This window comes from Streptomyces genisteinicus (genome assembly GCF_014489615.1).
GTDB lineage: Bacteria > Actinomycetota > Actinomycetes > Streptomycetales > Streptomycetaceae > Streptomyces > Streptomyces genisteinicus.
The window spans coordinates 4,121,359-4,147,597 of sequence record NZ_CP060825.1; the positions used below are offsets into that span (position 1 = coordinate 4,121,359).

The window sequence follows — 26,239 nt, forward strand, 5'->3', positions numbered from 1 at the left end:
CTGCCGGGGGCGGTGCGCGGTGGGGCCGGGCGGCGCGCGGGGGCCGTCGGCCCGTGCGGGGGCGGGGCGCACCGGGGGCGTGGGTGTTCGACATGAGGCCGCCGGCGCAGTACACCGGAGGCAAGTGCGCCGGAGCACGGGCGGGCGCGGGACGAGTGGGTGACGGTCACATGGAATCCGAGACGCTGCGCGTCGATCCTTCCAACGCCGACCAGGCGGAGTCCTGGGACGGCGACCAGGGCGCGTACTGGGCGGAGCACGCCGCGGACTTCGACCGCGCGGTCCACGCCTACCAGGAGCCCTTCCTGAACGCCGCCCACCTCCAGCGGGGCGAGCGGGTCCTCGACGTCGGCTGCGGCGCGGGGCTCACCTCGCGTGCCGCGGCCCGGCTCACCGTGGGCGGTCCGGTGCTGGGTGTCGATCTCTCCGGTCCGCTGCTCGCGGTCGCCCGCCGCGAGGCGGAGCGCGAAGGGCTCGACAGCATCCGCCACGAGCACGTCGACGCCCAGACCCACCCCTTCGACGAGGCGTCCTTCGACGTCGCCATCAGCCGGCTCGGCTCGATGTTCTTCGCCGACCCCGTAGCCGCCTTCCGCAACGTCGCCAGGGCACTGCGGCCGGGCGGCCGCCTGGTGCTGCTGGTGTGGCAGGACGTCTCCCGCAACGAGTGGTTCCGCTCCTTCGTGGCGGACCTCGCCGACGGCCGGGACGTCGGCCCGCCGCCGGCGGACGCCCCCGGCCCGTTCTTCATGTCGGACCCGGACACCGTGCGCGAGCGCCTCCTCGCCGCCGGATTCCGCACGCCGCACCTGGACGACCACCGGCTGTCCATGCGCTTCGGCCGCACCGTCGACGAGGCCTACTCCTTCGTCTCCGGCATGCTCGGCTGGATGCTGGAGGACCTCGACGAGGCCGGCCGCACCCGCGCCCTCGCCACCCTCCGCGCCGACCTGGAGGCCCACGCCACCCCGGACGGGGTGCGGTACGGCTCGGCGGCGTGGGTCGTCACGGCGACGCGGCCGTAGCGCGGGGTTCCGGGGCGGTGCCGGGACCGGTACGGCCCGGGTGGCACCGGGTGGGATCCGGCCGGTGCCGGGGCCGGTCGTCCGCACCGGTCCCGGGTGGTCACGGGACTGCCCCCGACCGCCCGCGCACCGCACGCGACGGCTGCCGGGCGGCAGGCCCCGCCCGCCGACGAGGTGTCGGTAATCCCCCGTCCCGGGCGGGCGTAGCGTGGCCGTATGACTGCGTACGGATCCTTCCCCGGTGCCCGCCCCCGGCGGCTCCGCACCACACCTGCCCTGCGGCGCATGGTCGCCGAGACCCGGCTGCACCCCGCCGACCTGATCCTCCCGGCCTTCGTGCGCGAGGGCATCGGCGAGCCCGTGCCGATCGGCGCCATGCCCGGCGTCGTGCAGCACACCCGGGACACGCTGCGGAAGGCGGCCGTCGAGGCCCGCGAGGCGGGCGTCGCCGGGATCATGCTCTTCGGCGTGCCCGAGGACCACAAGAAGGACGCGCTCGGCACCGCGGGCACCGACCCGGAGGGCATCCTCCAGGTCGCGATCCGCGACGTGCGGAGCGAGGTCGGCGACGAGCTCGTCATCATGTCCGACCTGTGCCTCGACGAGTACACCGACCACGGTCACTGCGGCGTCCTCACCGAGGACGGCCGGGTGGACAACGACGCCACCCTGGAGCGCTACGCCGAGATGGCGCAGGTCCAGGCGGACGCGGGCGTCCACGTGGTGGGCCCGAGCGGGATGATGGACGGTCAGATCGGCGTCATCCGCGACGCGCTGGACACCATCGGCAAGGAGGACGTGTCGATCCTCGCGTACACCGCGAAGTACTCCTCCGCCTTCTACGGCCCCTTCCGCGAGGCCGTCGGCTCCTCGCTCACCGGCGACCGCAAGACCTACCAGCAGGACCCGGCCAACCTCCGCGAGTCGCTGCGGGAGCTGGCGCTGGACCTGGAGGAGGGCGCCGACATGGTCATGGTCAAGCCCGCGGGCCCCTACCTCGACGTCCTGGCGAAGGTCGCGGAGTCGGTGGACGTACCGGTCGCGGCGTACCAGATCAGCGGCGAGTACGCGATGATCGAGGCCGCCGCAGAGAAGGGCTGGATCAACCGCGAGGCCGCCATCGCCGAGGCCCTGCTCGGCATCAAGCGGGCGGGCGCGAACATGATCCTCACGTACTGGGCGACCGAGGTCGCCCGCCGCATCGGCACGACGGGCTGAGCCGCCGGGGGCGGCGGGGAGGCGGGGCGGTGACGGCAGCGCGCGACGACGCGGCGGCGGGCCCGGACACCGCCCCTCGGCCGTCGCCGCCTCCCGCTCACGGCATCGACACGGCCCGGTCGCTGGAGGAGCTGGAAGGTGACGTCTGGCCGGACCCCGAACCGCCGGTCACCGGCCTGGTGGAGACCGTGCACGCGCTGCGACGGTGTCCCGTCGCGGAGCTCACGGCCTGGGACATGACCCGCCTCCTCGGCCAGCGGGTGGGCGCCGCGGTCCTGGTCCCGGTCGCCCTCGACCTGCTGCGGGCCCAACTGGACTCCGGCGCCTGGTTCGAGGACGACCTGCTCGCCGCGGTGGCCGCGCAGCCACCGGACTTCTGGGCCGCACACCCCCACCGGCACGCCGAGACGGCGGCCCTCGGCGGGCAGCGTCGCGGAGGCGGGTGAGCCGCAGTGACCGAGCAGGCGTCCCGTATCACCGCGACGTGCGGCACGTGTGCGGCGGAGTGCGACGGATGGCTCGTCCAGCTGATCCGGGACCGCCGGCTCCACTGGGAGCGCGAGTCCTCGTGCGCCTCCTGCGGGACGACCGTGTGCGACGGGGACCGGGGCGCGGCGCCTGCCGACGTGCGGGCCGCGCTCCTCGCGGATCACGGCGAGTACCGGCTGACGGCGGAGGGGACCGGGCCGCGCTCCGGAGCGGTGCCGAAGGCGTTCCGCGACGCGTTCGAGGTCTCCCTGGCCGAAGCCGGGAGCGCCGCGAATGCCGCCCGCGGCGCCGGCTGGTGCGGCACACGAGTCGAAGTGGTCCTGGTGCAGCGGCTCCTCGACGGGGCGGGGGTCGCCGCCTCCGTCATCGAGGTCCGCGAACCTCAGCGCAGGACGCGGTAGGTCACGTGCGTGACCAGGCTCGCCGCGCGGGAGGAGAGCTGTTCCAGCCTCAGGGGCGGGACGCCCTCGAAGAGGCGGGTGCCGGAGCCGAGGGTGACCGGGGAGACGGAGAGGCGGAGTTCGTCGATCAGGCCGGCGGCGAGGTACTGGTTGATGGTCGTGGCACCGCCGACGACGGCGACCTCCCCGTCCCCGGCCGACGCGCGGGCGCGGGCCAGGGCGGCGGTGATGCCGTCGGTGACGAAGTGGAAGGTCGTGCCGCCGGCCATCGGCTGCGGCTCGCGGGCGTGGTGGGTGAGGACGAACACCGGTGAGTGGAAGGGGGGTTCGTCGCCCCACCAGCCGTTCCACGGCCGGTCCCAGCCGCCGCGTACGGGGCCGAACATGTTGCGCCCCATGATGTAGGCCTTCGCCTCGCCGAACCGCTCGATCTCGGCACGGTTCTCGTCCGGGGTGTCGAACATCCAGGCGTGGAGGCGCGATCCCGATCCGTCACCCCCGTCGTCCCCGAAGGGGCGCTCCTCGGTCTGGTGGTGCCCGGCGGTGTACCCGTCGGCCGAGACGGTGATGGTGCCGATCACCCGGCCGGTGACTCCGGTCATGGCTTGCTCCCTCTGCCGGCGGTCCGATGCGTCCGAGGCCAGTAGTACAGGGGTTGCACGACTTCCGCGGAGGGCGCGTCGGGCGTCGGGCTGTACGGGTGAGCGATCCGGCCGCTCAGGCCAGGTGGTCCACGAAGGCGGCCCAGGCGGTGGGGGTGAGGGTGAGGACGGGGCCGGTGGGGGTCTTGGAGTCGCGGATGTGGACGGTGGGCTCGGCCCCCCGGCGGTCGCTGTGGCCCGACGCACGCCGTTCGTGGGCGACTTCCAGGCAGGCGCCGCCCTCGCTGCCGCTGTAGCTGGACTTGAACCACAGGAGTGCGGTGCTCATCGGTCTCCTAGCAGGCGATCCAACAGGGCCCTGCTGTCCTCCGGGGAGAGGGCCTGAGCTCGCAGCATCGCATACTTCTGCCACAGGATGCTGACCTCGTCAGGTGAGTGGACCAGCTGGCTGCCCCGCTGGCTCTCGCTGTAGCCGAGGTGCTGGTGATCGGGGGTCTCCAGGAGGATGAAGGGGCCGTCGAGCCCTGCGTGGCTGGTGCGCCCGAGCGGCATTACTTGCAGGGAGACGCAGGGGAGATCCGACCGTTCACGCAGGGTCCGTACTTGTTCTGCGAAGACCTCCTCGCCGCCGATCCGGTCCAGCAGGATCGCCTCCCACATCACGAAGCTGATCGTCGGCGGGTGCTCCCCCGTCAGGATGCGCTGACGGTCGAGGCGCTGCGCGACCCTGGTCTCGATATCGTCCGCGCTGAACGCGGGTACCCGGCTGCGGAACACCGCCCGTGCGTAGCGCTCGGTCTGGATCAGCCCGGGGACGACCTGGTTGTCGTACCAGGAGAGCGCCACCGCCTCCCGCTCCAGGTCCATGTACTCCTCCGCCCACGCCGGGATCAGGTCCACCTCGGGCATGTTCTCCACCGCGACCAGGAGCGCGCCCTTGGTGTCGAGGCGGGTGTCGAGGCGGTCGGCGAGGTCGGGCTTGAGGGGGCGGCGGCCCTGTTCGATGGAGGCGACGGTCTCCTCGGCCAGGTTGAGCTCGGCGGCCAGGTCGCGCTGGGTGAGACCGGCGGCCTCGCGGAAGCGGGCGAGCTGGCGGCCGAGGAGCCGCATGGCCGAGGCGTTCTTCCGGTGGCGTCGCACGGAACTCATGCCCGTACAACTCCCCTGGCCAGGGTGTGCGTTACGCCCGGACGGCCCGTACAGATGGGGTGTACGGGCGGGCGCACTGATGCGGGAGAGCGCGGGCCGGGAGGCTCGGCGCCGTGGATACGACGATGCGCGCCGAGGTTGTGCGCGAGCGGTTCTGGCGGCGGGAGCGGCGTTCGGTGCGGGAGGTGCGGGAGTTCGTCCGGGAGGTGGCGGGCGGATGGGGCTGGGATGGCGAGCGGCTGGGCGACGTCCTGCTGTGTGCGGACGAGCTGGCCGCCAACGCGCTCGTGCACGGGGTTCCGCCCGGCCGCGGCTATCTGGTGCGGCTGGTGAACGAGGACGCCGGCCGCCGTCTCCGTGTCGAGGTGCACGACAGCGGGGACGGGCGGCCGGCGATTCCCGGCGGACCCGGGCACGACGAGGAGTCGGGGCGGGGTCTGCGGATCGTCGACGCGCTCGCCGACACCTGGGGTGTCGGCGAGCGCGAGCCGGGCAAGGCGGTGTGGTGCGCCTTCACCCGGAGGCCGTGAGGCCGTGGGCGTGTGCGGCCGTGTGCGCGCAGGCCCGTGGGGCCCGGCGACTACGACACGTTGCGGACGGTGCCCTCGAAGGGCTGCCCGCTCGGGCCGCCCTCGTCGTCGACGAGCTGGAGGCGGACGTACTCGGCCGGTTCGCGCACCCGGTCTCGGACGGTCGGGACGGCCAGGTCGGCGGTGGTGTCGCCGGCCGGGACCACGGTCCACAGCGTGCGGTAGTCCAGCTCGGAGAGACGGACGGCCGGGCTCGGGACGTCCTCGACGAGCATGCGCACCCAGTCGGGGTCGACGTCGGCGCTGGAGAGCTCGGCGCGGCCGTCCGGGACGGCGGTCATGTCGGCGAGGACCGGGATCTCGACATCGGCGGGCTCCGACAGGGAGATCCGCCAGGTCAGTGGCTTGCCCTCACTGACGTCGGCGGCCACCGGCCGGACGGTCACCTTCGGCATCGGGTCGTCCTCGGTGGCGGTGACGCCGCCGGAGTCCGCGCCCACCACGGTGCCGCGGACGGCCTTGACCAGGACGTCGTGCTGCGCGCCCCAGCCGAAGCGGGTGTTGCCGGTGACGCCCACCTCGACATCGATGCCCGCCGTACCGGGGCCGACCTCGACCAGGCGGCCGGTGGTGGCGCCGGTCGCCGGGTCGACGACGTAGAGGCGGACCGTGCCGGTGCTCTCGCCGGTGGTGCTGACCGGCACCCGGTAGGTACGGGTGCCGGAGTCGCCCTCCTCGACGGTGAGGCGCCCGAGGTCCACGCGGGTCAGCGGCGCGGCTTCGACGGCGGGGGTGCCGGGCTGCCATGCCCAGGCGTCCATCAGCCAGGCCTTGCCCGAGTGCGAGACCGGGACGAGTTCGAGGGAGGCGACCCGGGTGAGGTCGAGCTTTGCGGCGTTCGCCGCGGTGAGCGGGACGCGGACCTCCTGGGCCCAGTAGGAGGAGGTGCGGTACGTGCCGGGCAGCCCGTCGACGCGGACGCGGCCGAGGTTCGCGCGCTTGCCCGCGGCGTCCGTCACGGCCACGTCGAACTGCGTGCCGCGGGTGTTCGGCGGGACGGCGACGCGCAGGGCGAGGGAGTCGGCGCCCGCCGCGGAGAGCGGCTTCTCGGGCGTCACCCGGGCGGCCGTGCCCGGGGCGTTCCAGGCGAGGGCGATCGCGCGGCGGCCGGCCTCGTGCTCCGGGCGCCAGTAGGCGAAGTGCGGCGAGGAGCCGGTGACGCCCTCGCCGAGGCAGGCCGTACCGCCGGGGGCGACGGCGTCGCAGAGGCGGGCGCCGGAGACCTTCAGCGGGCCGTCCGGCAGGAAGCCGGCGCTCCGGTTGCCGCCGACGGCGTGGGTCAGCACCCGGGCCGGGTCGGCGGACGGCGCGCGGCGCCCGGTGCCGTCGACGAGTTCCCGCACCCGGTCGTCACCGTCGACGAACAGCCGTGCGGCGGCGGCGATGTAGGTCGCGCCCGCCCTGTGCTGCTGGTCGGCGGTGAGGCGGCCCGCCTTGCCGGGGGAGCAGAGCGGGTCGGGGAACTCGGGGTCATGCCAGAAGTCGTCGCCCGCGGGGGCCGCGGCCTGGCCGGGGGTCCACTCGCTGTTGAAGTAGTTGTGGTTGGCGCCGACCATGTAGACCGAGCTGTGCAGGGCCGCGCCCCGGCTCACCCCGCGGGTGCCGTCCGCGTACACCTGGCCCTGGAGGTCGGAGACGTCCCCGTCGCAGCCCGGCAGGATGGTGAGCGACGGGACGTCCGCGACCGGGTTCTGGCCGAAGATCGTGGGGCCGATCAGGACCGTGCCGCGGATCGTCCAGCGGGTGCCGCCGGGTGCGCCGTCCTGGGCGGCCGGCGGCGGGTAGAGGCTGTCCATGGCGGCGCGGTTGACGCCTTCGCCGCCGCGGGAGTGCCCGACGAGCAGCACCCGGGACAGGTCGGGCTTCGGGGTCTTGCGCACGGCGTCCGGCGCGGAGGCCGGGGCCGCGGCCCAGTCGGCCCACCGGGCGAGGTGGCTGCGCACCAGCGAGGAGCGGGCCTGGGCGCCGGCGTCCTCGACGGCCGCGTCCTGGCCGTTGATGCCGTTCGCGGAGATCGAGACGGTGACGTACCCCTGGGAGGCGAGCAGTTGCTGGTCGCGCAGGTAGCCCTTGTGGCTGGGGATCGGCTGGGCGCCCTTGGCGCAGGGCCAGTCGATGGTCACCTCGTCCTCGCCCTTGCCGGGGACGTAGCAGGTGGCGTGGCGGCCGTGCAGGAAGACGGCGACGGGCCGCTCGCCGGCCGCGTCCTTCGGGGCGACGACCAGGCCGCGCATCTCGACGGGTTCGGGCATGCCCGGCAGCTTCAGCGACGGCAGGTCGTACTCGCCGGTGGTGGTCGCGTAGGGGCCCTTGGCGCCGGGGTCGACGGCTCCGGCGGGCTGGACGGGCGGGAGCCTCAGCATGGCGGGTCTCGTCGCGCGGTGCTTGCCCGATCCGGCGGCCGCGTCGAGCCGCCGGCCGGCCGCCTCGACCCGGAGGTCGTCCAGATCGGTCGCCCGCACGCCGTCGAGGGGGAGCCGGAAGGTGCGGTTGTCGTTCCCCGGCTGGGGCACGCCGAGCAGGGTTCCGTTCGCACGGAACTCCACGCGGGCGTCACCGTGCGGGACCGGCCGCGGCGAACGCCACTCCAGGTGTGCCGCCCCGCCCTCGCCGGTGATCCGCCACCCGGGCGGCAGCGCGTCGGCGCTCTTCTGCGCCGTGGTCGCGGTACGTGTGTCGGGCGCTGCCGGGGCGGCGTGTGCCACCGCGGGCGCCGCCGCCATCACCGTGAGCACCGCCGTCGCGGTGGCCCAGGCTTTTCGGCCACGTATCAAGGCTCCTCCTCAACCCCGTTGCGGGCGCGCTTGTTTCAGGTCGAACGCGCTCTCGGTCTCGGAGACGGGGAGGGGCGGGCGGGGGTTGCCTGCGCGGGGTGAGGGATCGTGGGCGGGGATCGTGAACGGCGCAGGCGCGTGGCGGCGCCGGGCGGGGTCCGGGCCGGGGCGTGCCGGGCACGGGAGCGGGCCCCGGGCGAGGTGCGCCCGGGGCCCGTCGTCGGTGCGGAGGCGGCGTCAGCAGTAGAGGTTGGCGCCGGTGGGCACGCCCAGGATCTGGGCGAACTGCTGGTACTTGGTGACGCGGCTCTGGACCTGCGCCGGGTTCTTGCCGTCGCACTCCAGGGAGCCGTTGATGGAGCGGATGGTGTGGCCGAAGCCCGCACCGTTGACCATCGCGTTGTGGCCGGTCATCGAACCGGGGCCGGACTGGGTGTTCCAGTACCAGAGGCCGGTCTTCCAGGCCACGGCGGCGTCGTTCTGCACGAGCCAGGGGTTGTTCAGCAGGTCGATGCCGAGGGCGTCACCGGCCGCCTTGTAGTTGAAGTTCCAGCTGAGCTGGATCGGGCCCTTGCCGTAGTACGCGGCCTGGCCGGCCGGGCAGCCGTAGGGCTGGCTCCAGTCGCAGTAGTGCGGGTAGTTGGCGGTGTTCTGCTCCACGATGTGGACGAGTCCGCCGGTCTCGTGGCTCACGTTGGCGAGGAAGGCCGCGGCCTCCTGCTTCCTGACCGTGTCGCTGCCCGTCTTCGCGAAGCCGGGGTAGGCGCTCAGGGCCGCGGTGAGGCCGTTGTACGTGTAGAAGGAGTTCCTGCTCGGGAACATCTGGTTGAACTGGGCCTCGCTGACGACGAAGCCGCCCGGCTGGGGGTTGCCGCCCCCGCCGCAGTTGTAGGGGTCCCAGTACCAGGTGCTGATCGTCGGGGAGTAGCCCGGGTTGTCGTGCTCGGCGATGTAGTAGGCGCCCTGATACCTGACAACGTTGCCTGCGGTGTACCAGGCGCCCTGCTGCCAGTTCGGGGCCGTGTCGCAGGGGGAGGCGGCTGACGCGGACGGCGTCACTGCGACGGCGAGGCCCATGGCGACGAGGACCGTCGTCAGCAGGGCCATGAGGCGGGTTCTCAGCACTCCATCACTCCTTGGGGGGCCGCAACGGCCCTGCCCGGCGGCGCAGTTGGCGGCGGGCAGGCCGTGGTGGGGGGTGTCTCCCACACTCAAGCGCGATGTCATGATCCAGTCAAGGTATAGACCAATCGGAACCGTGGGTAACTTCGACGGCGTGAGCGGTCACCCACCGGAACCGGCCGGAACCTGCCGGAACGAGGCCGGAACGGGAGGGGCGGGGCGCCGGGGCGGGCCGGATCGGGGCGGACCGGGCCGGGACGGTGCGGGGCGGGGAGCCCGAACGGCGCCGGGGCGGGCCGGATCGCGGACCGTGGTGCGCGATGCGCTCGCGATCAGCAGGCGCGCGGCGCACCCTGGAAGGGGTAACGCCGGAGGTGATCCGTATGCAGACACTCGTCGGATGGCACATCGAGATGGAGTTCCGCGAGGACGGCGACCGGACCAGGGCGGCCGCCATGGTGAGGCTCGGTGACGGTACGGAGTACCGCGGCCACGGCAACGCCAACCGCCACCGTTCCGACCAGCCGCAGCTCATGGTCGGCGAGGAGATCGCGGGCGCCCGCGCCCTGATGGACCTCGCCTCCCAGCTGCTCCAGAAGGCACACGCGGAGATCGACGACGCCGCCGGAAGGCCCTCGCACCAGCTCCTGCGGTGAGGAGCGGGGCAGCGGGTCCCGGCGGCGTTCCGGGGGCGGCCGACGTTGAACAGGGTCGACGAGGGTGACGGCGGCCGCCCGCCACCGCGCGCGGGGCGCACCCGGACTGTCCGGGTGCGCCCCGCGCCGTGCGCGCAAGCAAGGGGGCCGGTGGCGCCGCACGCGGCGGGCGGGCCGGGTCAGAAGGCGAGGGCGTCGTCCATGGAGCTCTGCCAGTAGGTGACGCGCGCGGAGCTGTCGACGTACGTCCCGGACGGCAGCCGCAGGGTGACCGACGGGCCGGTCGAGCCCTCCCCGCTGCGCGGCTGGAACATCACCTCCAGCGTCGAGGGCTTGATGCCGTGGCTGCCGCTGCCGTCGGCGGAGGCGAGCATCACGGCGGCGTAGGCGGAACCGCCGGGCTCTACGGAGACGACCGCCTGCGGCTTGCTCGCCTCGGTGACCGCGGTCGGCGACTGCTGGTCCGCGCTCCAGCGCAGGAGCGGGGCGAAGTAGGCGTCGCAGCGGGTGGAACCGGTGTTGGTGACCGTGAGGATCGCGTGGTTGAGAGGCCGCGCCACCGGGCTGTAGGTGACCTTGGTGTTCGCGCCGGTGCACGCGGTGGAGGCGGCCGGCGCCCCGCCGGAACCGCCGGCGGACGAACCGCCGCCGCTTCCTCCCGTGCCCTTGTCGTCGTCCCTGCCGCCGCCGGTCCCGCCGCCCTTGCCGGTGTCCTTGCCGGTGCCGCCGGACGCGTCCGGTGCGGCGGTCGGGGAGCCCGTTCCCGTGGCCGGGTCCTTCGCGGAGCCGTCCGCGGGGGTGCTCGGCGGGGTGCTCGCGGCGGGGGCCGTCGACTCCCGGGCCTGTGTGCCGTCGCCCTGGCACGCCGTGAGGGACAGTGCCGCGAGCAGGGCGGTGGCGACGGCGGACGCGGTGCGGAGGTGGTTCTTGCGCATGGTGGTTCTCCCCGTGATCAGGTCGGAAACTGCGGTGTGCGGGCGGCGGTCCGGGTCACGGACCGCGCAGGAGGTGCAGGACGATCGCGGTCGACGCGATCACCACGAGCACGGCCGCGAGGTCGGCGAACAGGTCGCGTCGGCCGGGTCGCATGGCTGGACTCCGTTCGGGCTGTGCGGCGTGGTCAACAGCGTGCGGGGCGGCGGGAATCGGCCGCAACGCGCCACGGACCATGAGGGACGCCGGAACGGTCGCGAGTACGCTGAGCTGGGCGAAAGGCCGCTGCCTGGAACGCCGTTCCGGGACGCGGGGACGGCCGGGACGGCCCGCCGGGCGCGACGAGGGGGAGTGACGAGGTGGCGACCACGCCGGAGGCCGAGGAGTTCGCGGCGGTGCTGCGACGGCTGAAGGAGCGTTCGGGGCAGAGCTACGGGGCGCTCGCGGGCAGACTCCACGTCAGCACCTCCACCCTGCACCGCTACTGCAACGGCGACGCCGTCCCGGCGGAGTTCGCCGTGGTCGAGCGGCTGGCCCGGCTGTGCGGTGCCGAGCGCGAGGAACTGCTGTCGCTCCACCGGCGCTGGATTCTCGCGGACGAGGCCCGCCGCAGGGGACGGGAGGCGGCGCGTGCGGCCGACGCGGCAGCCGCGGACGAGGCCGGGCCGGGCCACGGGCCCGAGGGCGGCCGGGGGTCCGCCGCCGCGGCGGCAGCCGGACCGGACCCGGCCTGGGGCGCCCAGGCGCGCTCGGGGGCGCCGGTGGAGGCCGCCGGCCTGCCCTCGTCGGCGGAGGCGGTCCCGGCGCCCGGCCCCGGGACCGTCCCCGCCGACGCGCCCGGCCCCGGGCCGACTGCCGTGACCGGTCCCGCCGTGACCGGTCCCGCCGTGACCGGTCCCGGGCGGGAGGCGGTGGGCGCGGCCCCGGGGCACGGTGCCGCTGCGGCCGTCCCCGGGCCCGTCGCTCCGGGGGCGGGGACGGGCCACCGCGCAGACGGAGGCGGACACCTGGACGGGGGCGGCGACGGCAGCGGGGCCCGGGGCGCCGGCCCGGGACGCACGGGCGAGACGGACGAGGTCTCCGGGCCCGCGGGCGGGGACACGGTCGCCGCGCCGGACCGGCCGGCCCCCTCCGCGCGCCGCAAGCGGCTCGTCGTCGTGCTCGCGGCCGCCGCCGTGGTCGCGCTGGCCGTCCCGGCCGCCGTCGTCGCGAGCCGTTCGGGCGCCCCGGGCGACCGCGCGGCCGCCGGCGCCACGTCCGCCCCGGCCGGCGGGGCCGCCGGATCGGTGCCCGCCGCGTCGCCGCCAGTGTCCGGGTCACCGTCCGCGCAGCCCTCGCCCGGCGCCGCGGCCGGAACCCCCACGCCGTCGCCGGAAGGCTCCGCACCCGCGGGGAACGGTGCGCCCGCGCCGGCCGGCGCCCCGCTGCGGGTGGGCGTCAGCTCGTACAACTGGGACTCGCCCTGCGGCCAGTACTACCTGATGGGCCGTGCGCCCGCGGAGATCCCGCCGCCGCCACCGCCCCAGGACTACCGGAGCTGGGCGCGGGCCCTCGACGGGGTGGACGCCGGCGACCTGCGGCTCCAGCTCACCGCGACGGGGAAGACCCGGGAGTCGGTCGTCATCACCGCCGTCCACGTCCGGATCACGGGCCGCACCGAACCGCTCGCCTGGAACGCCTACTCGATGGGGGAGGGCTGCGGCAGCGGGATCACGCCGCAGACGTTCGACGTCGACCTGGACAAGCCGCGTCCCGTGCTGCGCCCGGTGGCGGGACAGCAGGGGGACATCACCGTGCCCGCCACGGACTTCCCCTACAAGGTGGCCTCGAACGACCCGCAGGTGTTCAACCTGCGTCTGCACACCGACTCCCACGACGTGCGCTGGCACGTGGAGGTCGACTGGAGCAGCGGCGACCGGCGCGGCACGCTGCGGATCGACGACGCGGGCGAGCCGTTCCGCACCAGCGCGCTCGCCGGGCGTCCGCTCCACGAGTACCGGCCCGACCTGGGCGGGGTCTGGAAACTGCGCGAGGAGTGAGCCCCCGGGCCCGGCCGTACGGCGAAGGGCGCGGCCCGGACCCCTCACCGGGGGTCCGGGCCGCGCCCTTCGTGCGGTGGTGCGGTCGGTCAGAGCCGCTCGGGCGTGCGGATGCCGAGCAGCGCCATGCCCTGGTGGAGGGTGCGGCCGGTGAGGTCGACGAGGAAGAGCCGGTTCTCCACGACCTCGGGGGAGTTGTCCTCGCTGAGCACGTGGCACTGGTCGTAGAACGTCGTCAGGTGCGACGCGAGCTGGTAGAGGTACGCGGCCAGCTTGTGCGGCTCGTACGACGCGGCGACCTCGCCGAGCACCTCGCCGAACTGGTCGAGGTGCAGGCCGAGCGCGCGCTCCGCCGGGGCCAGTGCGAGCTCGGGGTGGGCGGCCGGCCGGCGCTCGCCCGCCCTCCGCTTGATCGACTGGATACGGGCGTACGCGTACTGGAGGTAGACCGAGGTGTCGCCGTTGAGCGAGACCATCTGGTCCAGGTCGAACTTGTAGTCGCGCACCGCGGACGTCGACAGGTCGGCGTACTTGACCGCGCCGATGCCCACGTACCGGCCGTTCTCGGCGATCTCCCGCTCGCTCAGGCCGACCTTGTCGGCCTTCCCCGCGACGACCGCCGTCGCCCGGTCGATCGCCTCGTCGAGCAGGTCGACCAGCCGGACCGTCTCGCCCTCACGGGTCTTGAACGGCTTGCCGTCCTTGCCGAGGACCGTGCCGAACGCGAGCTGGTGGGCCTTGACCTTGTCGCCCAGCCAGCCGGCCCGCCGGGCGGTCTCGAAGACCATCTTGAAGTGCAGCGACTGCCGGGCGTCCACCACGTAGAGCAGGGTGGACGCGCCGAGGTTCTGCACCCGGTCGCGGATGGCGGACAGGTCGGTGGCCGCGTAGCCGTAGCCGCCGTTGGACTTCTTGACGATGAGCGGGACCGGGTTGCCGTCGGGGCCCTTCACGTCGTCGAAGAAGACGCACAGCGCGCCCTCGGAGCGGACGGCGACGCCCGACTCCTCCAGCAGGCGGCAGGTCTCGTCGAGCATGTCGTTGTAGCCGGACTCGCCGACGATGTCGGGGTCGCGGATCTCCATGTCGAGCTTCTCGAAGACCGAGTAGAAGTAGATCTTCGACTCGTCGACGAACCGCTGCCACAGGGCGAGGGTCTCCTCGTCGCCGGCCTGGAGCGCGACCACTCGGTCACGGGCGCGGGCCTTGAACTCCTCGTCGGAGTCGAAGAGCGCCCGGGAGGCCTTGTAGAGCCGGTTGAGGTTGGACATGGCCTCCTCGCCGGAGACCTCCGCAGCCGCCTCGTCGCTCTTGTGGTCCAGCTCGTGCGGGTGCTCGATCAGGTACTGGATGAGCATGCCGAACTGGGTGCCCCAGTCGCCGATGTGGTGCCGGCGCACCACGTGCTCGCCCGCGAACTCCAGGATCTGCACCATCGCGTCGCCGATGACGGCCGACCGCAGGTGGCCGACGTGCATCTCCTTGGCCACGTTCGGCTGGGCGTAGTCGATCACCGTGGTGCCGGGCTCGGCGGCGAGCGGCACACCGAGGCGGGCGTCCGCGGCGCGGGCGGCCAGCGTCTCGGTGACGGCCCGGTCGGTGACCGTGATGTTGAGGAACCCGGGGCCGGAGACCTCGATCTCCTGCAGGAGGCCGTTCGCGCCGATCGCGTCCACGACCCGGCCGGCCAGCTCCCGCGGGTTCTGCCCCAGCTTCTTCGCGAGCGCGAGGATGCCGTTGGCCTGGAAGTCGGCCCGGTCGCTACGTCGCAGCAGCGGGTCGGCGGAACCGGCTTCCGGCAGTGCTGCCGTCAGGGCGTCCGCGAGGCGCTGCTGCACGTTCGAGGCGAGGGAAGGGACCGAGGCCATGAGCTTCCGTTCCGGTTGGGGCGGGATGTCACCGAATGGTGCGACGGTCAAGTATCCCACGGGGGAGCAAGCCGTTTCCGCAGACGGCGGCGGCGCGCACGGGGCGGGCGGTGCGCGGGCGGCGGGCCGCCCCCGGGCATGCCGTGGCCCCGGGGCGGGCTGCCCCCGGGCGGGCCGTCGCGTCTGGGAGAATGAGCCCCGTCAGTTCCGAGACAGAAGGACGTGCCGACCGTGGCTCAGAGCAGCACCGAGACCGACTGGGTCTCCCGTTTCGCGGACGAGGTCATCGCCGAGTCGGAGCGACGTGCGCCTGGCAAACCGGTCGTCGTCGCGTCCGGGCTCTCGCCCTCCGGTCCGATCCACCTGGGCAACCTGCGCGAGGTCATGACCCCGCACCTGGTCGCCGACGAGATCCGCCGCCGGGGCCACGAGGTCCGTCACCTGATCTCCTGGGACGACTACGACCGCTACCGCAAGGTGCCGAACGGCGTCGACGGCGTCGACGAGTCCTGGGCCGAGCACATCGGCAGGCCGCTGACCTCGGTGCCCGCGCCGAAGGGCTCCCCGCACGCGAACTGGGCCGAGCACTTCAAGGCCGCGATGACCGAGTCGCTGGCGGAGCTGGGCGTCGCGTACGACCCGATCAGCCAGACCGAGCAGTACACGGCGGGCGTCTACCGCGAGCAGATCCTGCACGCCATGAAGCACCGCGGTGACATCGACGCGATCCTCGCCCAGTACCGGACGAAGAAGGCGCCGCCGAAGAAGGGGCAGAAGCCGGTCGACGAGGCCGAGCTGGAGGCGGCCGAGGGCTCCGGCGCGGCGGGCGAGGACGACGGCGCGACCTCCGCCGGGTACTTCCCGTACAAGCCGTACTGCGGCGCGTGCGACAAGGACCTGACCACGGTCACCGCCTACGACGACGAGACCACCGAGCTCGCCTACCGCTGCACCGCGTGCGACTTCTCGGAGACCGTCCGGCTCAGCGAGTTCAACCGCGGCAAGCTGGTCTGGAAGGTCGACTGGCCGATGCGCTGGGCGTACGAGGGCGTGATCTTCGAGCCGTCCGGTGTCGACCACTCGTCGCCCGGATCGTCCTTCCAGGTCGGTGGGCAGATCGTCGGCATCTTCGGCGGCGAGCAGCCGATCGGCCCGATGTACGCCTTCGTCGGCATCTCCGGCATGGCCAAGATGTCGTCGTCGCGCGGCGGGGTGCCGACCCCGGCGGACGCCCTCAGGATCATGGAGCCGCAGCTCCTGCGCTGGCTGTACGCCCGCCGCCGGCCGAACCAGTCGTTCAAGATCGCCTTCGACCAGGAGATCCAGCGCCTGTACGACGAGTGGGACAAGCTGGAGGGCAAGGTCGCGGACGGCAGCGTGCTGCCCGCGGACGCCGCCGCCCACTCCCGCGCCGCCCGCACAGCGGCCGGTGACCTGCCCCGGACGCCGCGTCCGCTGCCGTACCGCACGCTCGCCTCGGTCGCGGACATCACGGGCGGCACCGAGGACCAGACGCTGCGCATCCTCAGCGAGCTCGACCCGGAGCACCCGGTCACCGCGCTCGACGAGGTCCGCCCCCGCCTGGACCGGGCCGAGAACTGGATCTCCACCCAGGTCCCGGCCGAGGCGCGCACGGTCGTGCGCGCCGAGCCGGACGCCGAGCTGCTCGGCTCCCTCGACGACGAGGGCCGCGAGTCGCTGCGGCTGCTGCTGGAGGGCCTGGACACCCACTGGTCGCTCGACGGCCTGACCACCCTCGTCTACGGCGTGCCGAAGGTGATGGCGGGGCTGGACCCGGAGGCGAAGCCGACGCCGGAGCTGAAGGTCGCGCAGCGTGCCTTCTTCGCGCTGCTCTACCGGCTGCTGGTCAGCAGGGAGACGGGGCCGAGGCTGCCGACGCTGCTGCTGGCGGTGGGCGCGGACCGGGTGCGGAGGCTGCTCGGTTCCTGAGCGCACACGGTGGTGGAGGGCTCGCGTCCCGGGAGGGGCGGGGCCCTCCGGTGCGTCCGGGGCCCGGGGTGGCGGCGTGCGTCCACGGGGCGGGAGCGGGAGCGGGTGCGGGGTGCGGGGTGCGTCCGAGCCGGACCGGCGAGGCTGTGTTCGGGACCGGGGCGGCGAGGCTGTGTTCGGGCCCGGGGCAGCGGGTACGGGGCGCCCGGCGCTGCCGTGGGCACGGGCGTGGCCGGGGGACGGGGCGCCCGGCGGGCCGCGTCAGGCGATGTGGTCCTCTTCGAGCTCCGCGCCGTGGCGGCCGGCGAAGCGGGTGACCATGCGCTTCGACTCCTCCGCGGAGAGGGTCACGCGGAACTCGGCCTCCACGTTGTCGATGAACTCGCGCGGCGTGGGGTAGCTGCCGTTTATCGACTTCTTGAAGACCTGGTAGTAGGCGTCGTCGTCCGGAGCGGGAGGCTCGGGGACGCCGCCGCCGTCGCCCAGTTCACGGGTGCGGCCCGGCCCGGCGGGGACGGGGAAGCTCCCGGTCGACTCCGAAGGGGACTCCCGGTACTCGGCTTCCCGGTACTCGGCTTCCGGGTACCCGGGTTCCTGCTCGGCCTCCCGGTAAGCGGCTTCCTGCTGGGCCTCCCGGTACCCGGGTCCCGGGGCGTCGAACCGCTGCCGCTCGTACGGCCCGGTCTGCTGCGGGTATCCCTGGAACTGCTCCGGGCTCTGCTCCTCGTACCACTGCTCGTACTCCTCCTCGGGTTCGTAGGAGGGGTCGTAGCTGCCCTGGTAGGGCACCGTCTGCGGGTGGCGGGCGTGCAGCCAGGGGCTCTCGTCGGCAGGAGCCTGCCCGGCGATGCCCCGTTCGCCGTGCTCGCCGTGCTCGCCGTGCGCGGAGGGCTCCGGCCGCTGCCGGGCCGGGGCGCTCTCCAGCTGCGGGCGCCGCTCGCCGGGCGGGGCCGCCGTGCCCACGGCGGCCGTCCCGGCGGGACGGCCGCCGGCCGCCGGCTCGACCTCGGGCTGCGGGGCCGGGGGCAGCAGCACCGGTTCGATGCCCGCGGCGGCCAGCCCGGCGGGCGCCGTCTCCGCGAGCGGGACGCCGTACTTGGCGAGACGCAGCGGCATCAGCGACTCCACGGGCGCCTTGCGGCGCCAGGAGCGTCCGAACCGTGCCTGCAGGCGGGCCTGGTAGATCAGCCGGTCCTGCTCCAGCTTGATCACCTGCTCGTAGCTGCGGAGCTCCCACAGCTTCATGCGGCGCCACAGCTTGAACGTCGGCACCGGGGAGAGCAGCCAGCGGGTCAGCCGGACGCCCTCCATGTGCTTGTCGGCCGTGATGTCAGCGATCCGGCCCACGGCGTGCCGGGCGGCCTCGACGGCGACGACGAAGAGGACCGGGATGACGGCGTGCATACCGACGCCGAGCGGGTCGGGCCAGGCGGCGGCGCCGTTGAACGCGATCGTCGCCGCGGTCAGCAGCCACGCCGTCTGGCGCAGCAGCGGGAACGGGATCCGCATCCAGGTGAGCAGCAGGTCCAGCGCGAGCAGGACGCAGATGCCGGCGTCGATGCCGATCGGGAAGACGAGGGAGAAGTCGCCGAAGCCCTTGCGTTCCGCGAGCTCGCGCACCGCGGCGTAGGAGCCCGCGAAGCCGATCGCGGCGATGACCAGCGCTCCGGCGACGACGACACCGATGAGTATTCGGTGTGTACGTGTCAGCTGCATCGCGGCCACCGCGTCCCCCTCCCCTGATTCTGCTGCGCGTCCGTGCTGCCGTGCGGGGCACAGCCTGGCACATGGCGGCGGATTCCGTGCCTCCGCCCCGGGGTCGAAGCCCCGCGGGCCGTCTACTTGTTGACGGACTCGACGGAGGCCACGGCTTCCTTGGCGGCCTTCAGCGCCGCCTCGGTGAGGTCGGCCGACGACGGGTTCTTGGCCCCCGCGTAGCCGGTGCCGTTGTAGGTGAGGGTCACCACGCCGTTCGCGGTGCGGGCCACGACCGTGGCGTAGACGAAGTCCTCGTCGGTCTTGTTGAGGGTGTAGTTGACCGTGGTCGCCTCGCTGCCGATGCCGGGTGCGGCGGAGGTCTTCACGGACTTGGCGCCCTCGGTGGCCTTCGCCTTGTCGACCTCCTTGGCGTAGCTCTGCTGGGCGCGCTGCTCGCCGCTGACGCCGAGGGAGGAGTCCGAGTCGTAGCGGAGCAGGGACACGTCGAGCCAGCGGTACTGCGAGCCCTTCACCCCGTTGTCGTCGAGGCCGTTCCACGAGCAGCTGCCGCGGCTGGCGGCGTCGGACGACTTGCCGGCCGTGCCGCCCTTGCTCTTGGCGCCGGGGACGAGGTCCTCGATCGTCTTCTGTGCGAGGACCGAGCACGGGTCCGGGAGCTGGGTGAACTTCGCGGGGGCCACCGACGGCGACTTCTTCGCCGCGGGGGACGGGGAGGCGGACGCCTCGGGCGCGCCGTCGGATCCGGAGTCCGAGGAACAGCCGGCGACGACGAGCATCACCGGGACGGCTGCGCAGGCGAGTATGCGGGTGAGTCGCGGGGCTGAACGGTGCATGGTTCCTTCACTCGGTCGTACGGTCGGCCAGGCCACGGTACGCGTACGGGCCCGGGGGCGGGCCGGGTCGCGGAAGCCGGTGCGGGGCGGCGGGCCCCGCTACTCGTCGAAGAGTTCCGCCAGGCGGGCGGCCACACTCCGGGTCTTTTCCTGCAGTTCCTTGCTGTCCGGCAGCTCCGACGAGGGCGCGGGCTGCTCGGCGTAGACGATGGTGACGATCACGTTGGATGTGCGGAACACCACGCTCACGTCACGGCGCTGGGCGGTGGGGCGGGTGGTGTCGAGCACGTCGTCGAGGAACGCGGCGTCGCCGAGATCGGTCAGCACCCGTGGCTCCAGCCCTTCGCCGGACGCGCTCGCCGACGGGCTGCCGGCCGGGCCGCCGGGCTGTCCGGGCTCCCCGGAGGCGGCCGGCTGCTCGCCCGCCTGGGTGCCCACGCCGGGGGTCGCGCCCGTGGTGGCGGACGCGGACGGCGAACCGCCGGGCTCCTCCCCGGCCGGCTCCTCCGGTTCGAGGGACACCGGCACGGACGTCGAGGCCTGCTTCTTCGTGAACACCTCCTGCGCGCGGTCCTCGTCGCTGACGGCGGGGTCGTACGAGACGACCCGCTCGAACTCGACCCGCAGCTGGTGCGAGGCGTCGGGCGCCTGGCCCTTCCAGCTGCAGGCCGCGCGGCGGTCGGTGTTGTAGGTGGCGGCGGGGGTGCCCTGGAAGGCCTGCCGCTGCTGCTCCGGGCCGAGGGTCGCCAGGCCGGGCAGCAGGTCCTTGAGGGAGGCGGCGTCCACGGCTCCGCACGGCTCCAGGAGCGTGCGGTACTTGCCGGGCGCCGCCGCGGCGGCGGTGGCCGTGCCGGCCTTGGGGTCGGTCGCGGGGTCCTCGGTGCCGCCGTCGGCGGTGCAGCCGACGGCCCCGGCGCCCAGCACCGCCGCGAGGAGCGCCGCCGTGCCGGGACCGTATGTCTTCCGAAGCACGTGCCAGGCCCCTTTCCTCCGGTGTTCCCGGGAAATTCGGTTGTCGCCCGCGGAGGGCTGCTGGACACAATGTCTATCGCACACGCCACCCCGGATGCCGGTCCGTCGAACCTTTCACGGTCATTTGCCGGGTATTTGCGTTTTCGCTGTCATCGGGGGAATCGAGGAGTCATGTCGTATGTAGAGATGCCGGGTGCGAAGGTGCCGATCCGGATGTGGACCGACCCCGGGTCGGTCGAGGACGGGGCCATGCAGCAGCTGCGCAACGTGGCGACGCTGCCCTGGATCAAGGGCCTCGCCGTCATGCCGGACGTCCACTACGGCAAGGGCGCCACGGTCGGGTCGGTGATCGCGATGCACGGGGCGGTCTGCCCCGCGGCCGTCGGCGTCGACATCGGCTGCGGGATGTCGGCCGTCAGGACGTCGCTGACCGCGGGTGACCTGCCCGGCGACCTGTCGCGCCTGCGGTCCCGGATCGAGCAGGCCATTCCGGTCGGACGCGGGATGCACCGGGAAGCGGTCGACCCGGGCCGGGTCTTCGGGCTGACCACGGGTGGCTGGGACGACTTCTGGAGCCGGTTCGACCACGTGGCCGACGCCGTCAAGTTCCGCCGCGAGCGGGCGATGCAGCAGATGGGCTCGCTCGGCAGCGGCAACCACTTCATCGAGTTCTGCCTCGACGAGACGGGCGCCGTCTGGCTGATGCTGCACTCCGGGTCGCGCAACATCGGCAAGGAGCTGGCGGAGCACCACATCGGCGTCGCGCAGAAACTCCCGCACAACCAGGGCCTCGTCGACCGGGACCTCGCCGTCTTCGTCGCCGAGACGCCGCAGATGGCCGCCTACCGCAACGACCTCTTCTGGGCGCAGGAGTACGCGAAGTACAACCGCGCCGTGATGATGGGGCTGTTCCAGGAGGTCGTGCGCAAGGAGTTCCGCAAGGCCAGGGTCACCTTCGACCCCGTGATCTCCTGCCACCACAACTACGTGGCGGAGGAGCGGTACGACGGCATGGACCTGCTGGTCACGCGCAAGGGCGCGATCCGGGCCGGCTCCGGCGACTACGGCATCATCCCGGGGTCCATGGGGACGGGCTCGTACATCGTGAAGGGCCTCGGGAACGCGGCGTCCTTCAACTCCGCGTCCCACGGCGCCGGCCGCCGGATGAGCCGGAACGCGGCGAAGCGGCGCTTCACGACGAGGGACCTCGAGGAGCAGACCCGCGGGGTCGAGTGCCGCAAGGACTCGGGCGTGGTGGACGAGATCCCGGGCGCCTACAAGCCCATCGAGCAGGTGATCGACCAGCAGCGCGACCTCGTCGAGGTGGTCGCGAAGCTGAAGCAGCTGGTGTGCGTGAAGGGCTGACCTCTCACGCGGGCCGACCCCCGGGGGGAGCGGGAAGCGGGGGAGCGGGTGCGCGGCCGGCGCCGTGGGGTGCCGGCCGGGCCTGCCGGGCGGGGCCGCTCAGGGTCTTGTGGAAGAACGTCGTCGGACGCAGGACTCCGGAGGGGTCCGCCGCGTAGCCGGGAACGCTGCCCACCGGCGTCCAGCCCGCCGAGCGGTACAGCCGCTCGGCGGCGCTGCCCGACTGGGTGTCGAGCATCAGCAGTGTGCGGCCCGCGTCGTGCGCGAAGTCCTCGGCCGCGGCCAGCAGCATGCGGGCCGTGCCGCGTCCCCGGGCGTCACGGTGGACGAGCAGCTTGGCCACCTCCGCGCGGTGGGTTCCGTTGGAGGAGGTCCCGGACCGCAGCTGCACGGTGCCGACGAGGCGTTCGCCGAGGTGGGCGGTCCACACCGTGACCGTCCCGTCGGCGAGGGCGGGAGCGAGTCCGGACCACCATGCCGCCGCCCGTTCGGCGGTGAGCGGGGCGAGGAACCCGACGGACGCCCCGTCGTCGACGGCGTCCGCAAGGAGGGCGCCGAGGCCGCCGGCCGCGGCGGGGAGGGCGTCGGCGGTCAGCCGCCGGACGGTGGCGCCCGCGGTGGTCGCCATCACAGCTCCCGGTGGACCTTGGAGTTGGACGCCTGCGCCCGCGGGCGGACCACGAGAAGGTCGATGTTGACGTGCGGGGGCCGGGTGACCGCCCAGGTGATGGTGTCTGCCACGTCGTCGGCGGTGAGGGGCTCGGCCACGCCGGCGTACACCTTCGCCGCCTTGTCGGTGTCGCCGCGGAAGCGGGTGGTGGCGAACTCGTCGGTCTTCACCATGCCGGGGGCCACCTCGATCACCCGGACGGGAGTGCCGACGATCTCCAGGCGCAGGGTCTCGGCGAGCACGTGCTCGCCGTGCTTCGCCGCCACGTAGCCGCCGCCGCCCTCGTAGGTGGACAGGCCCGCGGTGGAGGACAGCACGACGACGGTGCCGTCGCCGCTGTCGGTGAGCGCCGGGAGCAGGGCCTGGGTGACGTGGAGCGTCCCGATGACGTTGACCTCGTACATCGTCCGCCAGTCGGCGGGGTCGCCGGTGGCGACGGGGTCGGCGCCGAGGGCTCCGCCCGCGTTGTTGACGAGGACGTCGCAGCGGCTCAGCGAGGCGGCGAAGGCGTCGACCGCCGCCCGGTCCGTGACGTCGAGCGCCTGGGCGGTGGCCTGGTGGCCGGCCGCGGTGATCCCGGCGGCGACGGCCTCGATGCGGTCCTTGCGCCGGGCGGTGAGCACGACGTGGTATCCGGCGGCGGACAGGCGCCGGGCGGTGGCCGCGCCGATGCCGCTGCTGGCTCCGGTGACGACGGCGACGGGCGTTCCGGCGGTGGTCATAGGGCTCCTCGCACGTGTGGTCGGACTGCGATCAGGATAGGGCGGCCTGGGGGACGGCCGATTGCGGGGCGGAGCGCGCGGGCCTCGGGCCGGAGCCGGGCGGGGCGCGCCGGGAAGTGCGCCCGACAGGGAACAGGGCGGTCATATCGGTATCTTCTGGCCATGCTTGCGAAGAAGGTGGTGCGCGGGATGCTGCCCGCCGCGGCTGCGTCCGTGGTGGCGGCAGTGGTGCTGGTGGTCGCCTCGGGGGCGGACGCGGGGGCGGGCGGCGGGGAGCGCGACGGCTCCGCGGACCCTGCCGGCGGGGTGCGGGCGGCCGGCCGGGCCGCCGCCGTGCCCGCCGGGGAGGCTTCGGGCGCGGCGGCCGTGGCGCCGGAGGCGGACCTGTCCCACCACGGGCACGTGTCGCTCGCGGACGGGCGGCTCGTCGTCACCGTGATGAGCCGCAACCACGGGCCGGCCGCGCTCGCCGAGGCCACCGTCCGGCTGGAGCTGTCGCACCGGCCGACCGGTGAACTCCGCCTGCCGGGACGGTGTCTGCGGGCCGCCGAGCGGGTGGTGCTGTGCGGGACGGGTCCCCTGAGCCCGGACGGTGTGGGCCGCCGGGTGACGCTGGGGCTGGAGCTGGGCGACAGCCCGTCCGAGGCGGTGGTGACGGTGGCCACGGCCTGGAGCGGTGGGGCCACCGACCGCAATCCGGCCAACAGTGAACATCGTGTGCTGGTGCCGGCGACCGGGGACCCCTACGCCTACTGAGCGGGCTGCCCCGGCGGGCCCGGTGAGGCCGGGCTCCGCGGCGGCGCCGGCCGGGGCGGCTCGGGTGGTGGAGCCGGGGGGCGGGGCGGCGGCGGTCACAGCGACCCGCCGCGCCCGGCGGCCCAGGCGATGTATCCGTCGGGCCGGACCAGCAGCGCCGGGTGGCGCCGGCCGTCGGCCCAGCGGGCCCGTACGACGGGGCCGGCGGCGGGCGGCGGCGTGGCGGTGCCGCCGTCGGACGCCTCGACGAGCACGAACCCGCCCCTGCGCAGCAGTTCGTAGAGCCGGCCTTCGGCCAGCTTCAGGTCGGGGGCGCGCCGCCCGGTGAGGGGGTGTGCGCCGCGCGGTGCGCGGTAGGCGATGCAGACGCCGGAGATCATGCCCATCGCCCGGGAGGCGGCGGGGCGGACCGTGTTCAGGAACCGGGCCGCCAGTGAGCGTGCCGCGCGCTGGAGCGGGGTGTGCGCCATGGCCAGGCGCACGATCGCGCCGCTGCTGCGCAGCACCGTGCGCCCCACCGGGTGGCGCTCCGACTCGTAGGAGTCGAGCAGGGCTTCGGGGTCGGGCGCCTGGCCGCGTATGACGGCGGCCAGCTTCCACGAGAGGTTGGCGGCGTCCTGGAGGCCGGTGTTCATGCCCTGGCCGCCCGCGGGGGAGTGGACGTGGGCGGCGTCGCCCGCGAGGAAGACCTGGCCCACGCGGTAGGCCGGCGCCTGGCGTTCGTCGCTGTGGAAGCGGGAGATCCAGCGGGCGTCGTGCATGCCGAAGTCGCTGCCCAGCGCGCGGCGGGCGATGTCGCGGACCTCGTCGAGGTCGACCGGCTCGCTGTCGTCGGCCTGGCGGGTGCGGTCCCAGCCCATGACGCGGTACCAGCCGTCGCCGAACGGGGCCATGAAGGCGAAGGTGTCGTTCGCGCCGTTGACCGTGAGGAGTTGATCGGGCTCCTCGGCGAGGCGTACGTCCGCGAGGACGATGGAGTTGATGACGGAGGCGCCGGGGAAGGGCAGCCCGAGGGACTGGCGGACGGGGCTGCGGTGGCCGTCGGCGCCGACGAGGAAGCGGGCCCGGAGGGTGGTGCGGGTGCCGTCGGAGGCGCGCAGCTCGGCATGGACGGTGGGGTGGCCGGGGGTGCCGGCCCCCTGGCCGGATGCGGCGGGGTGCTGGACGAGGCCCGTCAGCTCGGTGCCGTGGCGGAAGTCGACGCCGGCCGCGCGGGCCCGGCGCTCCAGGAGGCGCTCCACCTCGTACTGCGGAGTGATCAGCAGGAAGGGGAACCGGGAGGGCAGCGCGGTGAGGTCCAGGGCGAGGCGGCGGAAGAGGCTGAGTGTGGTCAGCCGGGTGCCCGTGGCGACGAGTTCGTCGGCGAGACCCCGGGCGTCGAGTGCCTCCAGTGTGCGGGCGTGCACGCCGAAGGCCCGGGTGAGGTTGCTCCTGCCGGCGGGCCGGCGCTCGACGAGCGTGACGGCGACGCCGGCCTCGGCCAGGTCTCCGGCGAGCAGCAGCCCGGTGGGCCCCGCGCCGACGACGACCACATCCGTGCGGAGGGTGCCGTCGCCCGGTGTGCCCGCGGAACCCCGGCCGTCCGCCGCGCTGTTGGTGCCTGACCCGGTGATGCCGTTCATGACTGCCTCCCGAAAGTCGGCGACGTGGGTCGGAGGGGCACCCGCATCGGTCAACGCTTGTTGGCCAACATCTGTTGGTCAACGCTTGTTGGCAAATGTAGGGCTGGCGGTCTGGCGCTGTCAACGGTTGTTGGCCTACAGTTGTTGGCATGACGACGGAAGCAGCCGGCGGCCCCCGCCGCTCCGATGCCACCAGGGCGGCGATCCTGGAAGCCGCGCGCGAGCGCTTCGCCGCGGACGGGTACGAGCGGGCGACGATCCGCGCCATAGCGCGTGACGCGGGCATCGACCCCTCGATGGTCATGCGGTACTACGGCAACAAGGAGGGCCTGTTCGCCGCGGCCTCCGAGTTCGACCTGCGGCTGCCCGGGGCCGGTGCGCTGCCGGGGAAGCACGCGGGGGCGGCGCTGGTCTCCCACTTCCTCGACCGGTGGGAGCAGGACGAGGTGCTGACCGCCCTCCTGCGGGCGGCGATGACCAACCCCGTGGCGGCGGAGCGCGCGCGGTCGATCTTCCGGGACCAGTTGGGGCCGGTCGCCGCCGGCCTCTCGCCCGACCCGGCGGACGCCCCGCGGCGTGCCGCGCTCGTCGCCTCGCAGATTCTCGGCATGGCGATGGCCCGCTACGTGCTGTGTCTGCCGCCCGCCGTGGACATGGAAAGGGAGGAGGTCGTCCGCTGGCTGGCCCCCACCGTGCAGCGCTATCTCACGGCGGACGCCCCCTGAGGCGCTGCGGCTTCCCGGGGCGGGCGTGGCTCCGGGAGG

24 protein-coding genes are annotated in these 26,239 nt (G+C 74.0%); 11 read left to right on the plus strand and 13 right to left on the minus strand.

Annotated features, from left to right (window positions below):
- Window positions 1-170 precede the first annotated feature (170 nt).
- From IAG43_RS17930 to IAG43_RS17945, 4 genes are all read left to right on the plus strand, one after another.
- Window positions 171-1,025 carry a class I SAM-dependent methyltransferase gene (locus IAG43_RS17930; protein WP_187741736.1) on the plus strand — a complete coding sequence of 285 codons (855 nt, stop codon included), beginning with the start codon at window positions 171-173 and terminating at the stop codon, window positions 1,023-1,025.
- 216 nt (window positions 1,026-1,241) lie between these two features.
- The gene (hemB, locus tag IAG43_RS17935; RefSeq protein WP_187741737.1) at window positions 1,242-2,243 is read left to right on the plus strand and encodes a porphobilinogen synthase; all 1,002 of its coding nucleotides are present in this window, start codon (window positions 1,242-1,244) and stop codon (window positions 2,241-2,243) included.
- Between the two features lie 29 nt (window positions 2,244-2,272).
- Window positions 2,273-2,689 (plus strand): contact-dependent growth inhibition system immunity protein, encoded by a 417-nt coding sequence (locus tag IAG43_RS17940; protein WP_187741738.1) that lies wholly within the window; start codon window positions 2,273-2,275, stop codon window positions 2,687-2,689.
- Between the two features lie 6 nt (window positions 2,690-2,695).
- Window positions 2,696-3,133, plus strand: coding sequence for a hypothetical protein (locus IAG43_RS17945; protein ID WP_187741739.1), 438 nt, complete (start codon window positions 2,696-2,698; stop codon window positions 3,131-3,133).
- Here the strand turns inward: IAG43_RS17945 and IAG43_RS17950 are convergent.
- From IAG43_RS17950 to IAG43_RS17960, 3 genes are all read right to left on the minus strand, one after another.
- On the minus strand, window positions 3,115-3,735 hold the full coding sequence (locus tag IAG43_RS17950; RefSeq protein ID WP_187741740.1) for a dihydrofolate reductase family protein: 621 nt from the start codon (window positions 3,733-3,735) through the stop codon (window positions 3,115-3,117). The two genes, IAG43_RS17945 and IAG43_RS17950, sit on opposite strands and share 19 nt — an antisense overlap.
- Before the next feature lie 115 nt (window positions 3,736-3,850).
- On the minus strand, window positions 3,851-4,063 hold the full coding sequence (locus IAG43_RS17955) for a DUF397 domain-containing protein (RefSeq protein ID WP_187741741.1): 213 nt from the start codon (window positions 4,061-4,063) through the stop codon (window positions 3,851-3,853).
- Window positions 4,060-4,884 (minus strand): helix-turn-helix domain-containing protein, encoded by an 825-nt coding sequence (locus tag IAG43_RS17960; protein ID WP_246574410.1) that lies wholly within the window; start codon window positions 4,882-4,884, stop codon window positions 4,060-4,062. Before IAG43_RS17960 ends, IAG43_RS17955 begins: the two co-directional genes overlap by 4 nt.
- Window positions 4,885-5,009: 125 nt before the next feature.
- Here IAG43_RS17960 and IAG43_RS17965 point away from each other — a divergent pair, with 125 nt between their 5' ends.
- Window positions 5,010-5,414: an ATP-binding protein gene (locus tag IAG43_RS17965; RefSeq protein ID WP_187741742.1), complete on the plus strand. Its 405-nt coding sequence runs from the start codon at window positions 5,010-5,012 to the stop codon at window positions 5,412-5,414.
- A 50-nt stretch (window positions 5,415-5,464) separates the two neighbouring features.
- Here IAG43_RS17965 and IAG43_RS17970 read toward each other — a convergent pair whose 3' ends face one another.
- Together IAG43_RS17970 and IAG43_RS17975 are read right to left on the minus strand one after the other, a co-directional pair.
- A complete protein-coding gene (locus tag IAG43_RS17970; RefSeq protein ID WP_187741743.1) occupies window positions 5,465-8,248 on the minus strand; it encodes an alpha/beta hydrolase family protein in 2,784 nt (927 codons plus the stop codon).
- A gap of 237 nt (window positions 8,249-8,485) precedes the next feature.
- On the minus strand, window positions 8,486-9,355 hold the full coding sequence (locus IAG43_RS17975) for a glycoside hydrolase family 19 protein (RefSeq protein ID WP_187744521.1): 870 nt from the start codon (window positions 9,353-9,355) through the stop codon (window positions 8,486-8,488).
- Window positions 9,356-9,753: 398 nt separating this feature from the next.
- Between IAG43_RS17975 and IAG43_RS17980 the strand changes: the two genes are divergently transcribed.
- Window positions 9,754-10,026 carry a DUF1876 domain-containing protein gene (locus tag IAG43_RS17980; protein ID WP_187741744.1) on the plus strand — a complete coding sequence of 91 codons (273 nt, stop codon included), beginning with the start codon at window positions 9,754-9,756 and terminating at the stop codon, window positions 10,024-10,026.
- A gap of 179 nt (window positions 10,027-10,205) precedes the next feature.
- Here IAG43_RS17980 and IAG43_RS17985 read toward each other — a convergent pair whose 3' ends face one another.
- The gene (locus IAG43_RS17985; RefSeq protein ID WP_187741745.1) at window positions 10,206-10,961 is read right to left on the minus strand and encodes a DUF4232 domain-containing protein; all 756 of its coding nucleotides are present in this window, start codon (window positions 10,959-10,961) and stop codon (window positions 10,206-10,208) included.
- Window positions 10,962-11,318: 357 nt separating this feature from the next.
- On the opposite strand from IAG43_RS17985, the gene IAG43_RS17990 reads away from it, so the two are divergent.
- Window positions 11,319-12,998 carry a transcriptional regulator gene (locus tag IAG43_RS17990; RefSeq protein ID WP_187741746.1) on the plus strand — a complete coding sequence of 560 codons (1,680 nt, stop codon included), beginning with the start codon at window positions 11,319-11,321 and terminating at the stop codon, window positions 12,996-12,998.
- An 89-nt stretch (window positions 12,999-13,087) separates the two neighbouring features.
- Here IAG43_RS17990 and argS read toward each other — a convergent pair whose 3' ends face one another.
- Complete coding sequence (gene argS, locus IAG43_RS17995; RefSeq protein WP_187741747.1) at window positions 13,088-14,866, minus strand: arginine--tRNA ligase; 1,779 nt, start codon at window positions 14,864-14,866, stop codon at window positions 13,088-13,090.
- Between the two features lie 222 nt (window positions 14,867-15,088).
- On the opposite strand from argS, the gene lysS reads away from it, so the two are divergent.
- Window positions 15,089-16,816, plus strand: a complete 1,728-nt coding sequence (lysS, locus tag IAG43_RS18000) for a lysine--tRNA ligase (RefSeq protein WP_187741748.1) — start codon at window positions 15,089-15,091, stop codon at window positions 16,814-16,816.
- A gap of 261 nt (window positions 16,817-17,077) precedes the next feature.
- On the opposite strand, the gene IAG43_RS18005 is transcribed toward lysS, so the two are convergent.
- The 3 genes from IAG43_RS18005 to IAG43_RS18015 all read right to left on the minus strand — a co-directional run bounded on the left by IAG43_RS18005 (window position 17,078) and on the right by IAG43_RS18015 (window position 20,340).
- A complete protein-coding gene (locus IAG43_RS18005; RefSeq protein WP_187741749.1) occupies window positions 17,078-18,532 on the minus strand; it encodes a DUF2637 domain-containing protein in 1,455 nt (484 codons plus the stop codon).
- A gap of 122 nt (window positions 18,533-18,654) precedes the next feature.
- Window positions 18,655-19,368 carry a DUF3558 domain-containing protein gene (locus tag IAG43_RS18010; RefSeq protein ID WP_187741750.1) on the minus strand — a complete coding sequence of 238 codons (714 nt, stop codon included), beginning with the start codon at window positions 19,366-19,368 and terminating at the stop codon, window positions 18,655-18,657.
- A gap of 99 nt (window positions 19,369-19,467) precedes the next feature.
- Window positions 19,468-20,340 (minus strand): DUF3558 domain-containing protein, encoded by an 873-nt coding sequence (locus tag IAG43_RS18015; RefSeq protein ID WP_187741751.1) that lies wholly within the window; start codon window positions 20,338-20,340, stop codon window positions 19,468-19,470.
- Window positions 20,341-20,511: 171 nt separating this feature from the next.
- Here IAG43_RS18015 and IAG43_RS18020 point away from each other — a divergent pair, with 171 nt between their 5' ends.
- On the plus strand, window positions 20,512-21,705 hold the full coding sequence (locus IAG43_RS18020) for an RtcB family protein (protein ID WP_187741752.1): 1,194 nt from the start codon (window positions 20,512-20,514) through the stop codon (window positions 21,703-21,705).
- Between the two features lie 4 nt (window positions 21,706-21,709).
- Here IAG43_RS18020 and IAG43_RS18025 read toward each other — a convergent pair whose 3' ends face one another.
- Window positions 21,710-22,333, minus strand: a complete 624-nt coding sequence (locus IAG43_RS18025; RefSeq protein WP_187741753.1) for a GNAT family N-acetyltransferase — start codon at window positions 22,331-22,333, stop codon at window positions 21,710-21,712.
- On the minus strand, window positions 22,333-23,097 hold the full coding sequence (locus IAG43_RS18030) for an SDR family NAD(P)-dependent oxidoreductase (RefSeq protein ID WP_187741754.1): 765 nt from the start codon (window positions 23,095-23,097) through the stop codon (window positions 22,333-22,335). Before IAG43_RS18030 ends, IAG43_RS18025 begins: the two co-directional genes overlap by 1 nt.
- Window positions 23,098-23,259: 162 nt before the next feature.
- Here IAG43_RS18030 and IAG43_RS18035 point away from each other — a divergent pair, with 162 nt between their 5' ends.
- Complete coding sequence (locus IAG43_RS18035; protein ID WP_246574411.1) at window positions 23,260-23,853, plus strand: hypothetical protein; 594 nt, start codon at window positions 23,260-23,262, stop codon at window positions 23,851-23,853.
- A 95-nt stretch (window positions 23,854-23,948) separates the two neighbouring features.
- On the opposite strand, the gene IAG43_RS18040 is transcribed toward IAG43_RS18035, so the two are convergent.
- Window positions 23,949-25,475 (minus strand): FAD-dependent monooxygenase, encoded by a 1,527-nt coding sequence (locus IAG43_RS18040; RefSeq protein ID WP_187741755.1) that lies wholly within the window; start codon window positions 25,473-25,475, stop codon window positions 23,949-23,951.
- A gap of 149 nt (window positions 25,476-25,624) precedes the next feature.
- On the opposite strand from IAG43_RS18040, the gene IAG43_RS18045 reads away from it, so the two are divergent.
- Window positions 25,625-26,200, plus strand: a complete 576-nt coding sequence (locus IAG43_RS18045) for a TetR/AcrR family transcriptional regulator (RefSeq protein WP_187741756.1) — start codon at window positions 25,625-25,627, stop codon at window positions 26,198-26,200.
- Window positions 26,201-26,239 lie beyond the last annotated feature (39 nt).